General features: G+C 64.8%; 12 protein-coding genes. 4 read left to right on the top strand and 8 right to left on the bottom strand.

What is annotated here, in order from left to right; genetic code table 11:
• Positions 1 to 294 precede the first annotated feature (294 nt).
• The 8 genes from IP86_RS05320 to IP86_RS05285 form a co-directional block, all read right to left on the bottom strand.
• Entirely contained in the window at positions 295 to 993 is a 699-nt protein-coding gene (locus IP86_RS05320; protein ID WP_054161495.1) for a nitroreductase, read from the bottom strand.
• A 179-nt stretch (positions 994 to 1,172) separates the two neighbouring features.
• Positions 1,173 to 2,420: an acyl-CoA dehydrogenase gene (locus tag IP86_RS05315; protein WP_054161467.1), complete on the bottom strand. Its 1,248-nt coding sequence runs from the start codon at positions 2,418 to 2,420 to the stop codon at positions 1,173 to 1,175.
• A gap of 201 nt (positions 2,421 to 2,621) precedes the next feature.
• Positions 2,622 to 3,869 carry an acyl-CoA dehydrogenase gene (locus IP86_RS05310; RefSeq protein WP_054161466.1) on the bottom strand — a complete coding sequence of 416 codons (1,248 nt, stop codon included), beginning with the start codon at positions 3,867 to 3,869 and terminating at the stop codon, positions 2,622 to 2,624.
• Positions 3,870 to 4,034: 165 nt separating this feature from the next.
• On the bottom strand, positions 4,035 to 5,162 hold the full coding sequence (locus tag IP86_RS05305; protein WP_054161465.1) for an acyl-CoA dehydrogenase family protein: 1,128 nt from the start codon (positions 5,160 to 5,162) through the stop codon (positions 4,035 to 4,037).
• Between the two features lie 177 nt (positions 5,163 to 5,339).
• A complete protein-coding gene (locus tag IP86_RS05300; RefSeq protein WP_054161464.1) occupies positions 5,340 to 7,214 on the bottom strand; it encodes an AMP-binding protein in 1,875 nt (624 codons plus the stop codon).
• 78 nt (positions 7,215 to 7,292) lie between these two features.
• Complete coding sequence (locus IP86_RS05295) at positions 7,293 to 8,099, bottom strand: enoyl-CoA hydratase/isomerase family protein (RefSeq protein ID WP_054161494.1); 807 nt, start codon at positions 8,097 to 8,099, stop codon at positions 7,293 to 7,295.
• Between the two features lie 238 nt (positions 8,100 to 8,337).
• A complete protein-coding gene (locus IP86_RS05290; protein ID WP_054161463.1) occupies positions 8,338 to 9,096 on the bottom strand; it encodes an SDR family NAD(P)-dependent oxidoreductase in 759 nt (252 codons plus the stop codon).
• 586 nt (positions 9,097 to 9,682) lie between these two features.
• Entirely contained in the window at positions 9,683 to 10,354 is a 672-nt protein-coding gene (locus IP86_RS05285) for a TetR family transcriptional regulator (protein ID WP_054161462.1), read from the bottom strand.
• A gap of 132 nt (positions 10,355 to 10,486) precedes the next feature.
• On the opposite strand from IP86_RS05285, the gene IP86_RS05280 reads away from it, so the two are divergent.
• The 4 genes from IP86_RS05280 (at position 10,487) to tolA (ending at position 14,689) form a co-directional block, all read left to right on the top strand.
• Positions 10,487 to 11,662, top strand: a complete 1,176-nt coding sequence (locus tag IP86_RS05280) for an acetyl-CoA C-acetyltransferase (RefSeq protein ID WP_054161461.1) — start codon at positions 10,487 to 10,489, stop codon at positions 11,660 to 11,662.
• Positions 11,663 to 11,879: 217 nt separating this feature from the next.
• Positions 11,880 to 13,424, top strand: a complete 1,545-nt coding sequence (locus IP86_RS05275) for an acyl-CoA synthetase (protein WP_054161460.1) — start codon at positions 11,880 to 11,882, stop codon at positions 13,422 to 13,424.
• A gap of 170 nt (positions 13,425 to 13,594) precedes the next feature.
• Positions 13,595 to 13,768 (top strand): DUF1328 domain-containing protein, encoded by a 174-nt coding sequence (locus tag IP86_RS27965; RefSeq protein WP_082363859.1) that lies wholly within the window; start codon positions 13,595 to 13,597, stop codon positions 13,766 to 13,768.
• Positions 13,769 to 13,819: 51 nt separating this feature from the next.
• Positions 13,820 to 14,689, top strand: a complete 870-nt coding sequence (gene tolA / locus IP86_RS05270) for a cell envelope integrity protein TolA (RefSeq protein ID WP_054161459.1) — start codon at positions 13,820 to 13,822, stop codon at positions 14,687 to 14,689.
• Positions 14,690 to 15,127 lie beyond the last annotated feature (438 nt).

Here is a 15,127-nt window from a genome sequence, read left to right as displayed (position 1 = left end):
CTGGCGGGGATGCCCAACGTCTGCGGCACGCTGTCGGCGACGCCACGGCTGCGAACTCCTGGTCCGCGCCGCTATTTTTCCCGTGCTGCATCCAGAAGGCGGGCGTGAGACCCGCGTGTTCGCCACGCTACTGGACGAGATCGGCGCAAGCTCGGTTCAGCGGCTGTTTCTGCCGATGCTTCGTCACCATGTTTCTCAAGGTGCTCGGCGCCTCTCCAGGCGCCACATGGCGTTCCTACGCGGCACCACGGACGCCGTGGAGAAGGAACGCGCGCAGCGAGCGCGCTGAGCCTGCTACGATTCGACGAATGTCGCGACTTCGCCGAGGCCTGCGCGATTGGTGCGGTAGCTGTTAGCCTTGTGCTCGGTGTCGGCGTAGCCGAACGAGATGCCGCAGACGACGCGGCGATCCTCGGACAGGCCGAAATGTTTGCGTACCACGGCGGCGTGGAACGCCAGCGCTGCCTGCGGCACGGTGGCGACGCCGAGCGCCTGCGCAGCCAGCATGAACGAGGTGACGTAGCCGCCGCAATCGACGGCGCCGTAGACGCCGAGCGCCTCGTCGCTGGTGATGATCGCCACATGCGGCGCGCCGAAGAAGTTGAAGTTCTCCAGCGCCTGCTTGGCGGCGGCTGCCTTGTCGCCGCGGGCGATGCCGACCGCATTGTAGAGCTGGAATCCGCTCTCGCGCCGGCGGTCGAGATAGACGCCGCGATACTCGCGCGGGAATTCGAAGTCACCGGTCATCGGCGCACCGCCGGCCGCGGTCGGGTAGATCACCTCGCGAAACTTCGACGTTGCCTCGCCGGAGGTGATCACCACCTGCCACGGCTGGCTGTTGCACCACGACGCGGTTTTCTGCGCTGCGGTCAGAATCCGCTCGATCGTTGCGCGCGGCACCGGATCGGATTTGAAGCGCCGGCACGAATAGCGCGCCGCCATCAGGTCTTCAAGGACATCGATCGGAGCGGAGTGGTCGGATTTCTCGGTCATCGGCGACATCCTTGCATGCCTTGAAATGGAACGTGCCCTGGATGCTTTGCAGCGCGCCGCGTTTGCGGCGTGGTGCACTGCTGATCCGGGGCCCCGGCGTTGTTTGTCGGTGCCCGAACCGGGGTCCCGGATCTGCGCAGCAACGCTTCGCGCTGCGGCGCGTCCGGGACACGCAGAGGCTAACCCCGTCCCTTGGTCGGGATCTTGTTGAACGGCACATCCTTGTCGACGCGGATATCGCCGGGCAGGCCGAGCACGCGCTCAGCGACGATGTTGCGCAGGATTTCGTCGGTGCCGCCGGCAATGCGCATCGACGGCGAACCCAGCATCATCGCCTGGAAGCTGCCGCCGGCTTCGGCCTCGGCCGGATCGGTGAACACGCCCGCGGCGCCTTCCAGATCCATCGCGAAGGCAGCAATGTCCTGCAGCATTGGACCGGCGACCAGCTTGCCGATCGAATTCTCCGGTCCCGGACGCTCGCCCTTCGACAGGGCCGAGATCGAGCGGTACGAGGTGTACTTCAGGCCGCTCGCCTTGACGGCCCAGTTGGCCAGCTTGCTACGCACCGCCGGATCGTCGATCGCCGGGCCGTTCTCCGTCACCAGATCGTTGCAGAACGCAAAGATCTCCGGGAAGCCCGTGGCGAGCCGCGCGCCGATCGACATACGTTCGTTCATCAGCGTGGTCAGCGAGACGTTCCAGCCGTCGCCGACGGCGCCGAGCCGCTGGCTGTCCGGAATTCGCACGTTGGTGAAGAACACCTCGTTGAATTCCTGCATGCCGTTGGCCTGCTTGATCGGCTTCACCTCGACGCCGGGGCTCTTCATGTCCAGGAAGAACATGGTGAGGCCCTTGTGCTTCGGCACATTCGGGTCGGTGCGGGTGATCAGCAAACCGTAATCGGAGTAGTGCGCGCCCGAGGTCCAGATCTTCTGGCCGTTGATGATCCAGTCGTCGCCATCCTTCTCGGCGCGGGTGCGCAGACCGGCGACGTCGGAGCCGCCCGCCGGCTCGGAGAACAGCTGGCACCAGATGTTCTCGCCCGAGGCGAGCTTGGGCAGATACTTGCGCTTGTCGTCCTCGCTGCCATAGGCCATTACGGTCGGACCGCACATGCCCTCGCCGATCTGGAACGGCTGGGTGAGCTTTCCGTAGACGCCCTCTTCCTGCTGCCAGATCACCTTCTCGATCGGCGTCGCGCCGCGGCCGCCATATTCCTTCGGCCAGGTCAGGCAGGACCAGCCGCCCTCGGCCTTCTTCTTCTGCCACGCCTTGCCGACTTCGACGATGTCGGCGTTCTTCAGGCTGATGCGGCCGAGGCCGGACTTCGCTAATTCCTGCTCGTATTGCTTCGGCGCGTTGGCGTCGATCCACGCCCGAGCCTTGGCGCGAAACTCAGCTTCCTGCGGGGTATCGTCGAAATTCATCGTCGCTTCCTCATCGTAACGTGGCCCACGCGCGGCGTGTCCACTAATCAGTGAGTGCCCCGGACGCTGCGCAGCGCGCCGCCCTTGCGGCGTGGTGCGCTGCAGATCCGGGGCCCCGCTGTACTCTTCGGCGCCGAACCGGGGTCCCGGATCTGCGAAGCGGCATGAAGAATGCCGCACCGCGTCCGGGACACGGGGTGACTACGCCCGCCCCCGCGTCGGGATTTGGTTGAACGGCACGTCCTTGTCGACACGGATGTCGCCCGGCAGGCCGAGCACGCGCTCGGCGATGATGTTGCGCAGGATCTCGTCGGTGCCGCCCTCGACGCGCGTTGCCGGCGAACGCAGCAGCATCGCCTGGAAGCGGCCGCCGACGTCGGCATCCTCGGGCGCGCTCAACACTCCCGCGGCGCCCTGCAGATCGAGCGCATACATCGCGACCTCCTGGATCATCGAACCGGCGACCAGCTTGCCGATCGAGTTCTCCGGACCGGGACGTTGGCCTTTCGACAGCGCCGAGATCGAGCGGAAGCTGGTATATTTCAGCCCGCTCGCCTTCACGGCCCAGTTCGCCAGCTTGCTGCGCACCGCGCGATCGTCGAGCGCCGGCGCGCCGTCGAGCGTCAGCGAGTTGCAATAGTCGAACAGCTCAGGGAAACCGGTCGCCACATTGGCGCCGATCGACATGCGCTCGTTCATCAACGTGGTCAGCGACACGTTCCAGCCGTCACCGACGGCGCCGAGGCGCTGGCTATCCGGGATCCGCACGTTGGTGAAGTACACCTCGTTGAAGTCGGAATTGCCGTTGGCCTGCTTGATCGGCCGGATCTCGACGCCGGGGCTCTTCATGTCGAGGAAGAACATCGTCAGACCCTTGTGCTTCGGCACGGTCGGGTCGGTGCGAGTGATCAGGATGCCATAGTCCGAGTAGTGCGCGCCGGAGGTCCAGATCTTCTGGCCGTTGATCACCCAGTCGTCGCCATCCCTCTCGGCGCGGGTGCGCAGGCCAGCGACGTCCGAACCACCGGCGGGCTCGGAGAACAGCTGGCACCACACCTGCTCGCCGGAGCCGAGCGGCGGCAGATAGTGCCGCTTCTGCTCTTCCGACGCGTAGGCCATCATGGTCGGACCGCACATGCCCTGGCCGATGATGAACATCGCCGTGAGCTTGCCGAACACGCCCTCCTCCTGCTGCCAGATCACGCGCTCGATCGGCGACGCGCCGCGGCCGCCATATTCCTTCGGCCAATGCGGCACGGCCCAACCGGCGTCGGCCTTCTTCTTCTGCCAGGCCTTGGCGACATCGAGCACATTGGCGCCCTTCAGCGCCACGCGGCCGAGCGACGCCTTGCGCAAATCGTCCTCGTATTGCTTCGGCGCATTGGCGTCGATCCAGGCGCGCGCCTTGGCGCGGAATTCGGCTTCCTGCGGGGTATCGTCGAAGTTCATCTGCCTATCCTCATCTCGCAGCTCGTGCCCCGGATGCAGCGCAGTGCGCCGCCCTTGCGGCGTGGTGCGCTGCTGATCCGGGGCCCCGGTTCACAGCGCTCAAGCGGGGTCCCGGATCTGCGGAGCAGCGCTGCGCGCCGCACCGCGTCCGGGACACGAGCGTAATTACGCCGCGTTCTTCTGGCGCATGCGGTCGATCAGTTGGTCTTCCCAATAGGACTGGCTGCCGAGCGCCAGCGCCAGCGCGTTGGAGCGGCGATAGTACAGGTGACAATCGAACTCCCAGGTGAAGCCCATGCCGCCGTGCACCTGGATGTTCTGCTTGGCGCAATGCTGGAACGCCTGCGTGGCGCTGATCCGCGCCGCGGCGGCGGCTTCGGCGAGTTCGCCCGCGTCGGTCGAGAGCGCCCAGGCGCCGTAGTAGCAGTTCGAGCGCGCCAGCGTCGCCGAGACGTACATGTCGGCGAGGATGTGCTTGACCGCCTGGAACGAGCCGATCGGCCGGCCGAATGCGATGCGGTCGAGCGCGTAGTCACGGCCCATTTCCAGCGCGCGGTCGGCGCCGCCGACCTGCTCGAAGCCGATCAGCACCGCAGCGCGGTCCATCACCCGCGACAGGATGCTCCAGCCTTCATTCGCGGCGCCGAGCGGCTCGGCCTTGGCGCCATCGAACACCAACTCGGCTTGCTGCCGCGACGGATCGACATTCTGCAGCGGCTTGGCAGTGACGCCGCCGGCCTTGAGATCGACCAGGAACAACGAAATATCGGCTTCACGGCCGCTGTTGCCGGTGCGCGCCGCGACGATCGCGAAGTCGGCGATGGCGCCGTCGGCGACGGGCTTCTTGGTGCCTGAAATCGTGCCGTTTGACGCCGTGACCTTGACGGCCTTGTGCGACCGATTGCCGGTGCCTTCGAACAGCGCCAGCGTGCCGATCGCCTCGCCCGAGGAAATCTTCGGCAGCCACTTCTGCTTCTGCTCGTCCGAGCCGGCGATCAGCAACGCTTCCGCCGCGAGATAGACGGTCGAGGCGAACGGCACCGGCGCCAGCGCGCGGCCGAGCTCTTCGGCGATGACGCACAGCTCGAGATGCCCCGCCCCGGTGCCGCCGAATTCCTCGGGAATCGCGACGCCGAGGAAGCCCATCTCGGCCAGTCCCTTCCAGAGGTCACGATCGTAATCCGCCTTGCCCTCGAGCACGGCGCGCACCGCCCGCGGCGGGCACTTCTCGGCAAGAAACCGCCGTGCCTGATCGCGCAGTTGCTTCTGGTCGTCGGAGAAATCGAAGTTCATGGCCGTGTCTCGTTTGTTGTTAGTTGTTAGCTGTCATTCGATACATTCACGTTCGTCATTCCGGGGCGCGCGCAGCGCGAACCCGGAATCCATAATCACCGCCGGGGGTTATGGATTCCGGACCTGCGCCCCAAGGGGCGCATCCCGGATTGACGAACGATAGGGTGTTAGCGCCGCTCACTTCAGCACCACCACATCATCATCCGGCGTCGCGGCATACAGCCGCGCGACCAACGCGGCGCGGCGCTCGAGGCCGGCGCGCTGGTTGATGTAGCCCTTGTCGGTGAGTTCGTTGCCGTCGATCGACGGCGGTTCGCTCATCAGCATGGCGCGCGCGATCCGCATCGAGCTGACGCCCTTGACCTCGGCGTTATGCTTCTCAAGGCCGGCCTTGAACGCCGCGAGCACCGCCGGATGCTTCACCACGTCCTCGAACGTCGCGTCCGGATTGCCGACGATCTGGCGGCAGGCGTGCAGGTTCGGCCACGCCAGCAGGCCGATGAATTCACGATCCTGCCCCGCCACCAGCGCGTCCTGCACCACCGGCGTCGCGGCGGCGATCGCATCGGTGCGCACCGTGCTGACATGCACGAAGGTGCCGGTCATCAATTTGAAGTCTTCGACCACGCGGCCGGCGAAAATGATGCCCTTCACTGGATCGTTCGGATCGACGAACACGCCGGCATCGCCGATCTTGTAGAAGCCCTCTTCGTCGAACGCTTTCTCGGTCAGCTCCGGCTGGCCGTAATAGCCGGGCATCACGTTGACGCCACGCAGACGTAGTTCGTACTTGTCGCCGATCGGCAGCATCTTCAGCTCGACGCCGGGAAACGGCAGACCGATCAGGCCGACACGCTCCGTGTCCCAATACGTGCCGGTCGAGGTCGGCGCGGTCTCGGTCGAGCCCCAGCCGGTGTAGAACACCAGACGCTCGCCGGTGGCGCGGACCGCCAGCGTCTGCATCCGTTCGTAGAGATCGTCCGGCAAGCGCGCGCCGCCGTAAGCCATCAGGCTGAGGTTCTTGAAGAACGACCGGCACAGCGCTTCGTCCTTTTCCATCGCCGCCGCAAGTGCGGCGTAGCCGGCCGGAACGTTCGCGTAGTAGGTCGGCGAGATCTCACGCAGGTTGCGCAGCGTTTCTTCGATCATGCCGGGCACCGGGCGGCCGTCGTCGATGTACATCGTGCCGCCTTCGATCAGCAGCGGATTGAACGACGCGTTGCCGCCCATGGTGTGATTCCAGGGCATCCAGTCGAGGTTGACCGGCAGCGGTCCGTTCGGATCGCGCGGCCGCACCTGCATCATCATCGCGGCATTGGCGCACATCATGCGCTGGGTGTTGATCACCGCCTTCGGCATGCCGGTCGAGCCGGAGGTGAACAGCAGCTTGGCGACGGTATCGGGCGTGATCTGCGCGACCGACTGCTCGACCTCGGCGGTGACCGGGGTCGCGGCCATCTCGGCGAACGACACGCTGGCGATGCCCTCGGCCGGATTGGCGACGTGCACCACCTGCACGCCGGTGAGATCCAGCGCGTGCAGCGCCTTACTGAACTGCGCGCCGTCCTGCACCAGCACCACGGCGGGCTTCACCAGGTCGAACAGATATTTGAGCTTCTGATGATCCTGGCTCATCAGCGAATAGGCCGGCGACACCGGCGCAGTCGGGATCCGCGCCTGCATCGCCGCCATCATCATCAGCGCATGCTCGATCGAATTGCCCGACAGGATGGTGACCGGGCGACCTTCCGGCAGCTTCAGGTTGAGCAGCGCCTGGGTCAGGCCGTCGACGATCCGCTTGGCCTCGGCATAGGAAACCTTGCGCCATTGCCGGTCCGCGCCGCCGCGCTGCGCCAGCCAGGTATGATCCGGTCGCTGCTTGGCCCACTTGGCGAGCGCCATCGGCAGATGCGGATCGTGATCCCGCAGCGGGAAACGCGACTTCATCACAATCACGCCATCGGGACGACGCTCGACGTCGATGTCGCGTGGCAGCCAATTGACCTTGCGGAAGGCCGGCTTGGTCAACACCGCGGCTGCGCTTGAAGTCATTCCTGGTTTCTCCCGTCTGGGCCTCTTTCCGGGCCGCTGTTCTTCTACGTCGCAATGCTCACCGCAGCGCGCACTCGCCTAGCGGCGAATATACACCGGCTTGCGCTTCTCCAGGAAGGCCGCGATGCCCTCGGCGAAATCCTCCGAGCGCGAGCACAGCACCTGATTGCGATCTTCCATCGCGATCACCTGCTCGATCGAGCCGGCATCGACCGCCATGTTGAGGCATTCCTTGGACAGCCGCAAACCCACCGGTGACGCCGCCATCATCGCATCGACAAAGGGTTGCGCCGCGGCATCGAGCTGATCGTCCTCGACCAACTCGGAGACCAGCCCCGTCATCAGCGCGCGCTCGGCGCCGATGAACCGGCCAGTGAGGATCAGTTCGGACGCGACCGAGACGCCGACGAGGCGCGGCAAAAAGTAGCTGGTGCCGATGTCGCAGCCACCGAGGCCGAGCTTGATGAAAGCGCAGTTCATCCGCGCGGTCCGTCCAGCGATACGAACATCGGCAGCCAGCGCCAACGCAAAGCCACCGCCGGCGGCCGCGCCCTGCACCAGCGCGATGATCGGCTGCGGGCAGCGGCGCATCAAAATCACGATGTCGGCGATCCGGCGCTGCGAATCCAGCGACTCGGTGACGCCCGGCGGCTCCTGTTGCTTGCCGCGGCGGCCCATCGCCGCCTTCAGATCCAGCCCGGCGCAAAAGTTCTTGCCGGCGCCCTTCAGCACCACGACTCGCGTGTCGCGATTGCGCTGCAGCTGGCCGAAATAATCGTTGAGCGCATCGACCAGTTCGGGATCCAGCGCATTCAGGCTGTCGGGACGGTTCAGCGTCACCCAATCGACGCCATCGCGATGATCGACCAGCAGCACCTGGGACACGCTCTTCACTCCCGCAACACGTTGTTTTCATGCCCCGCTGTCGCGAAGCTTGTTATTTCGCCGGACGACGTTGTCGCCGCCTCGGCGCTCGTTGCTGCGCCCTCTCCCCTTGTGGGAGAGGGCCTGTTTGCGTCGACTGCGAACGCTGCCCGGTGAGGGGTTCGGACTCCCGGATCCCCCTCACCCGGCGAGCTTCGTTCGCCACCCTCTCCCACAAGGGGAGAGGGTTCAGGTGTTACTACCGCGGGGCCATGCGGATGGCGCCGTCGAGACGGATGGTCTCGCCGTTCAGCATCGGGTTCTCGACGATCTGCACCGCGAGCGACGCGTATTCCGACGGATCGCCGAGGCGGGCCGGATGCGGCACCTGCGAGCCGAGGCTCTTGCGGGCTTCTTCCGACAGACCCATCAGCAGCGGCGTCAGGAACAGGCCCGGCGCGATGGTCATGACCCGGATGTTCATCGAGGCGAGGTCGCGCGCCACCGGCAGGGTCATGCCGACGATGCCGCCCTTCGACGCCGAGTAAGCGGCCTGGCCGATCTGGCCATCATAGGCCGCGACCGACGCGGTGTTGATGCAGACGCCGCGCTCTTCGCCGATCGTCGGGGCGCTCTGCATGCGCTCGGCAACGAGACGGATGCAGTTGAAGCTGCCGATCAGATTGACGTTGATGATGCGCATGAAGTGGTCGAGCGGATAGGCGCCGTTCTTGCTGACGGTCTTCACCGCGCCGCCGATGCCGGCGCAGTTCACCAGCACGCGGACGATGCCATGGGCGGCTTCAGCCTTGGCGATCGCTTCCTTGACCGGAGCTTCCTGCGACACGTCTCCGACGCAGGCCACGCCGCCGATTTCGGCCGCGACCTTGTCGGCATTGTCCTTGTTCATATCGAGCACGGCGACCTTGGCGCCCTTGGCGGCCATCGCGTGCGCCGTCGCGGCGCCGAGTCCCGATCCACCGCCGGTGATGAGAACGGAGACGTCTTTCAACTGCATTGGTAATCCCTTTCCTTGGGCGCTTCCTGAAACTCTTGGTCGAAGCCGTGACGGGGCCGGTCCTCGGGCGTTTCCTGAACTGTTCGACGGACCTCGCGCGGGCCCCTTGGCGTGCTCTTCTTGCGCTTTCGAACCGGGATGTTCAACGGACCCTTGGGCGTTTCCCCGATTTATCGTTTCCGGAAAGCTCTCCGCCGGTGCGGCGCGGCCGTCCTGGTCAAGTCGCGACTCTCAGAAGGAGGGCGAAGCGCGCCCCCTGGACTGAGCTGTTGGGCTCGGATTGTTGTTGCGCTCTCCACCCCTCGCGCCTTGCGGCCGCCTGTCGGGGCGGGACGATCGATACCTGAAGATACTCGGGCGTTTCCTGGCTGTTTTCTTGTTGTTATCGAAACACTTCAAACGATGTCCCGGGGGTGCCTGCTGTTCCATTCCGCCTGCCTCTTTCGGGCAGATTCCGTGAACTGGTCCTTGGGCGTTATTGTTGTTGTTCGGATTTTCTTCGGCGTGTCCCGGGTCCTGATTGAAGGTCTCTCAGTTGCTTGGAGTCGTTTCTTCTTATTATTAGCTGGTTGGTCCGCGGCAGGTGTTACGAACGCGACGCCTGGTCGCTTCTTCGCAGCAACAGCCCGCCGAGGACGATCTGTTCGATATGGCTGATATAAGCGCGACAGACTTCATCGGTGACCGGACCGACGCCGGCCGCCCGCATCATGGTCTGACGCCCGAAGAACAGGTGATCGCAAGCGCCGATCAACGTGGTGTAGAACAGCACGGGATCCACGTTGCGAAACTCCTTCGCGGCGATCCCTTCGGCGATCAGCTTGCGATGGAAATCGAGCAGCGGACCGACGAAGAATTTCGTGACCTCGTCTGCGGCATCGCGATTCGAGCCGTGCAGCAAATAGTGGATCAGCCGGTTCAGATACGGAAACTGGTGGTAGGCCTTGATGATGCCGGCGATATGCAGCTTCATCTTGGTGGTCGGCGACAGCGGCTGCGCCAGCAGAAATTCGAGATGAGTCATCTCGTGAGACGCGTCGCGCTCGAGCAACGCCAGCAGCAGACCATCCTTGTTGCCGAAGTGATATTTCACCAGCGCGGCGTTGACGCCCGATTTCTGCGCGATGTCGGACAGCGAAATCTCGACCGAGTTGCGCTCGATCATCAATTCGCCGGCGGCGACCAACAGCTTGTCGGCGGTGGAATTCTTCACCACCGGTACTCGGGTCGCCAGCGCTTGGGTCGGTTGAGCTGCCATCGGCGTCGCAATTAGCCCATCGCGGCGCCGGGCTCAAGCGTTAATTGATTGATTGACTAAATCGGAAGCCACCCCTTTAATCCGCCGCCTATCGGCACAGCCGAAACAACCAACATCAAGGGAGAAAACCCCATGGCCGAGGCCTATATCGTCGCCGCCGCCCGCACTGCTGGCGGCCGCAAGGGAGGCCGCCTCGCAGGCTGGCATCCTGCCGATCTCGCTGCTTCCGTGCTGAATGCGCTGGTCGACCGCTCCGGCGCCGCGCCGGATCAGATCGAAGACGTGATCATGGGCTGCGTCGGCCAGGCCGGCGAACAGGCCGTCAATATCGGCCGCAATGCGGTTCTCGCCTCGAAGCTGCCGGAGAGCGTGCCGGCGACCTCGGTCGACCGGCAGTGCGGCTCGTCACAGCAGGCGCTGCATTTCGCCGCACAGGCGGTGATGTCCGGCAGCATGGATATCGTGATCGCGGCCGGCGTCGAGAGCATGACCCGCGTGCCGATGGGCTCGCCGAGCATCCTCGCCGCCAAGGCCGGAATGGGCACCTACAAGAGCCCGAAGATGGAAGAGCGCTATCCGAACATCCAGTTCAACCAGTTCACTGGCGCCGAGATGGTCGCGCACAAATACGACCTGTCGAAGGACCTGCTCGACGAATACGCCTTCCAAAGCCACCAGCGCGCGATCGCTGCGACTCAGGCCGGCAAGTTCAAAGACGAGATCATCCCGCTCGAGATCACCCGCGCCGACGGCACCACCGACACCCACCACATCGACGAAGGCATTCGCTTCGATGCGACGCTCGAGGGAATCAAGGGCGTCAAGCTGATCAACGAGAACGGCGGCCGACTCACCGCTGCGACCGCCAGCCAGATCTGCGACGGCGCGTCCGGCGTGATGGTGGTGAACGAGAAGGGGCTGAAGCAGCTCGGCGTGCAGCCGCTGGCGCGCGTGCATCACATGACGATGATGGGCGGCGATCCGGTGATCATGCTGGAGGCCCCGCTGCCCGCGACCAAGCGCGCGCTGGAAAAGGCAGGCATGAAGATCGACGACATCGATCTGTTCGAGGTCAACGAAGCCTTCGCGTCGATCCCGACCGCTTGGCTGAAGGCGACCGGCGCCGATCCGGCCCGCCTCAACGTCAATGGCGGCGCGATCGCGCTCGGCCATCCGCTCGGCGGCTCCGGCACCAAGCTGATGACCACACTGGTGCACGCGCTGAAGCAGCAGAACAAGCGCTACGGCCTGCAGACCATGTGCGAAGGCGGCGGCATGGCCAACGTCACCATCATCGAGCGGCTGTAAGCCGTCCGTATCACGCCACCCCCGTGTCCCGGACAAGGTGCAGCGCAAAGCGCTGCGCCGCAGATCCGGGACCCCGGTCGAGCGCCGGCAATAAGCACCGGGGCCCCGGATCAGCAGCGCACCACGCCGCAAGAGCGGCGCAGCGCACTGCATCCGGGGCACGCCGAACAACTTCAGAGCGGAAAGCAATCCGCCGCATCACCAAGAGGAAACATTCATGACGCATCCGTCGATTCATGCCCGCAATACGCCCGACAAGATCGCCTATCAGATGGCATCGACCGGGAAGGCCATTACCTACCGGCAGCTCGACGAGCGCTCGAACCAAGGTGCGAACCTGTTTCGCTCGCTGGGCCTGAAGGCAGGCGACCACATCGCACTGCTGATGGAGAACCGCCTCGAATTCATGGAGATCTGCTGGGCAGCGCAGCGCTCGGGGCTCTACTATACGGCGATCAGCCGCTACCTGAAGCAGGACGAAATCGCCTACATCGTGCAGGATTGCGGCGCCAAGGTCGTGATCACTTCGCCCCAGGGCTCCGCAGCGATTGCGCCGCTGGTCGGCAAGTTGCCGGGCGTCGAGTTCTTCATGGTCGACGAGCCGGCCGCGAGCTTCCGCTCCTGGGACAAGGAGGCCGGCGCGCAAAAGACCACGCCGATCGCCGACGAAGTCGCCGGCTACGACATGCTGTATTCGTCGGGCACCACCGGCCGCCCCAAGGGCATCAAGCGCGAGTTCGAAGGCAACGCCATCGACGTGCCGAGCCCGTTCCTGCGCCTTTTGTGCGAGAAGATGTGCGGCATGAACGCAGGCAGCATCTATCTGTCGCCGGCGCCGCTGTATCACGCAGCTCCTTTGCGCTTCAACATGATGGCGACCACGCTCGGCGGCACCTCGGTGATCATGGAGCATTTCGACGCCGAGCAATTCCTGGCGCTGGTCGAGAAGTACAAGGTCACGCAGTCGCAGCTGGTGCCGACGATGTTCGTGCGAATGCTCAAGCTGCCCGACGAGGTGCGCGCCCGCTACGACGTGTCGACGCTGAAGGGCGCGATCCACGCCGCCGCCCCCTGCCCGGTCGACGTCAAGGCCAAGATGATCGAATGGTGGGGGCCGATCCTGATCGAGTACTATGCCGGCTCGGAAGGCAACGGCGTTACCGTCTCGACCTCGCAGCAATGGCTGACGCATCGCGGCACGGTCGGCAAGGCCGTGGTCGGGACCATCAAGATCCTCGACGAGACCGGCGACGAACAGCCCGTCGGCGAGATCGGCACCGTGTATTTCGCCGACGCGCCGTCGTTCAGCTATCACAACGATCCGGACAAGACCAAAAACGCCTACAACGACAAGGGCTGGTCGACGCTCGGCGACGTCGGCTATCTCGACGACGAGGGTTTCCTGTATCTCACCGACCGCAAGAGCTACATGATCATCTCCGGCGGCGTGAACATCTATCCGCAGGAGACCGAGGACGTGCTGCTGACGCATCCCGACGTCGCCGACGTCGCGGTGTTCGGCGTGCCGAACGAGGAGATGGGCGAAGAGGTCAAGGCCGTGGTGCAGCCGCGCGAAGGCGTGACACCCGGCAAGGATCTCGAGGCCAAGCTGATCGGCTTCTGCCGCGAGCACCTGTCGCCGATCAAGTGCCCGCGCTCGATCGACTTCGAGACCGAGCTGCCGCGCACGCCGACCGGCAAGCTGGTCAAGCGCCACCTCAAGGACCGCTACTGGCCGAAGAAGGAAGCCGCCGCGGCGTGAACAGCACACGGACGGCTGCGGCTGTCTGAACAGGTTGCAGCATCTTCCCGCTTCGCAGGGAACTAGAACTAGTGACGCCGCGGGAACCGAAGCCCGCGGCGTTTGTTCCTGCAGCGCGCGCGAGGAAGACGTCTCACCACGAGACGGAAGGGCCGCTGGGAGCATCGAACATGTTGAAATGGGCAATCATCTTTCTGGTCATCTCGCTGGTGGCCGGCTTCTTCGGCTTCACCAATATCGCCGCCGGTGCAGCGCGGATCTCGAAGCTGCTGTTCTTCCTCTCCCTCGCGCTGTTCCTGCTGTTCCTGATTCTGGCGTTCACCGCCGGTCAGCTGGTGTTCTGACGGCCGGCGTTCCGGCAAAGATCGGAGTCCATCGACCGAGGGCGACGCGCTATGCTGTCCGGCAGGCGCCTCGCCCCGGTCCATGTGATGATCTCGTTCGCCAAGCTTCGCTCCGGTCTGTCGGTTTCCGTTCTGGCCCATCTGGGGCTGGTGGCGGCCGTGCTGCTGCTGGCCGAAGTCCGGCCGTTTGCCGACGTGCCGGAGCAGCGGGTCGAAGTGGATGTCGTCACAGCCGACGAGGCGCCGCCGCAGCCTGAACCGAAGCCGGAGATGAAGCCGGCCTTGGAGATGCCAAGCGAGACGCCGGCAGCCGAAACCAAACCAGCGGCGCCTGAACCAGCGCCCCAACAAGCATCCAAGCCCGAGCAGGCGAAGCCGGAGCCGGCCACATCCGAACGTCAGCCGCAGAAGGCTGAAGCCCCCACTAAACCCGCGCCGGCGGCGGAGTCGCCGCAGACGCCCGCGACGTCTCAGCCACCTTCCCCGTCAAGCTCGACGCCGGCGGCGTTTCCGGCTGCGATCCCACAGCAGCCGGATCTGACGGTGAAATACTCGGTCGCGCTGGGGCTGCCGGCCGATCCAACCTTCGATGCGCCCGCGGAGATCGCCGCCGACATCAGCGCCGATGCGATCGCCGCGCTGCGCCGCAAGCTGAAGTCCTGCGCCACACTGCCGCCCGGCGTCGCGCCCACCGACAATGTGAAGATCATTCTGCGCGTGCCGCTGCTGCCTGACGGGCGATTGGCGCAGGAGCCGTTCGTGATCGAAGCCAGCGCCTCCACCAAAGGTCCGGCGCTGATGAAGGGTGCGATCCAGGCGCTGACCGCGTGCCAGCCCTATTCCATGTTGCCGGCGGACAAGTACAAGGAGTGGAAAGTCCTCGACCTCGACTTTACGCCGCAGAACTTCCACGGCGGCTGACCGTCGGGTGTCGCGGTGGATTGCCGGATCCCCACATAAAGAAAGCTCCGGCCGAAGCCGGAGCTTTAAGTCTAGGGAGACTCTTTACGCTGCGACAGCCTGCGAGACGGCTCGCGAGCCGGCTTTCGAGGCAGCTAACTATCGGCAGCGCCGACCAAAATCGCTCAATTCCGTGCAACAATGCCCCGTGCCGCCACAACCCGAAATTGATCTTCGCGATAGCAAGACTGGTCGGGTCGACTAATCGACAGCGGCATAGACGTCTGCAGCAGCAGATCATTCCCAACGAACTATCATCCTTGATTAAGATCAAATGCCCGGGGCGCGCCTGCGCGTCGCAGGCGATCTGTTGCTGAATGGCGGCGTTGACCCTGGTCGCCCCGGAGCCGATCGAATGATCCCGCTATTGAGCGGCATTTGCGTTGAGCTTGGCCCGCA

Source organism: Rhodopseudomonas sp. AAP120, from assembly GCF_001295845.1.
Classification (GTDB): Bacteria; Pseudomonadota; Alphaproteobacteria; order Rhizobiales; family Xanthobacteraceae; genus Rhodopseudomonas.
The sequence above is the reverse complement of the archived record's forward strand: the minus strand, read 5'-3'. Positions and strand labels throughout refer to the sequence as shown.

Coding starts and splice junctions, on each gene's coding strand:
- IP86_RS05290 (WP_054161463.1), bottom strand. CDS start 9,096: ATGCAGTTGAAAGACGTCTCCGTTCTCATCACCGGCGGTGGATCGGGA.
- IP86_RS05315 (WP_054161467.1), bottom strand. CDS start 2,420: ATGAATTTCGACGATACCCCGCAGGAAGCTGAGTTTCGCGCCAAGGCT.
- IP86_RS27965 (WP_082363859.1), top strand. CDS start 13,595: ATGTTGAAATGGGCAATCATCTTTCTGGTCATCTCGCTGGTGGCCGGC.
- tolA (WP_054161459.1), top strand. CDS start 13,820: ATGCTGTCCGGCAGGCGCCTCGCCCCGGTCCATGTGATGATCTCGTTC.
- IP86_RS05280 (WP_054161461.1), top strand. CDS start 10,487: ATGGCCGAGGCCTATATCGTCGCCGCCGCCCGCACTGCTGGCGGCCGC.
- IP86_RS05275 (WP_054161460.1), top strand. CDS start 11,880: ATGACGCATCCGTCGATTCATGCCCGCAATACGCCCGACAAGATCGCC.
- IP86_RS05285 (WP_054161462.1), bottom strand. CDS start 10,354: ATGGCAGCTCAACCGACCCAAGCGCTGGCGACCCGAGTACCGGTGGTG.
- IP86_RS05305 (WP_054161465.1), bottom strand. CDS start 5,162: ATGAACTTCGATTTCTCCGACGACCAGAAGCAACTGCGCGATCAGGCA.
- IP86_RS05320 (WP_054161495.1), bottom strand. CDS start 993: ATGACCGAGAAATCCGACCACTCCGCTCCGATCGATGTCCTTGAAGAC.
- IP86_RS05310 (WP_054161466.1), bottom strand. CDS start 3,869: ATGAACTTCGACGATACCCCGCAGGAAGCCGAATTCCGCGCCAAGGCG.
- IP86_RS05300 (WP_054161464.1), bottom strand. CDS start 7,214: ATGACTTCAAGCGCAGCCGCGGTGTTGACCAAGCCGGCCTTCCGCAAG.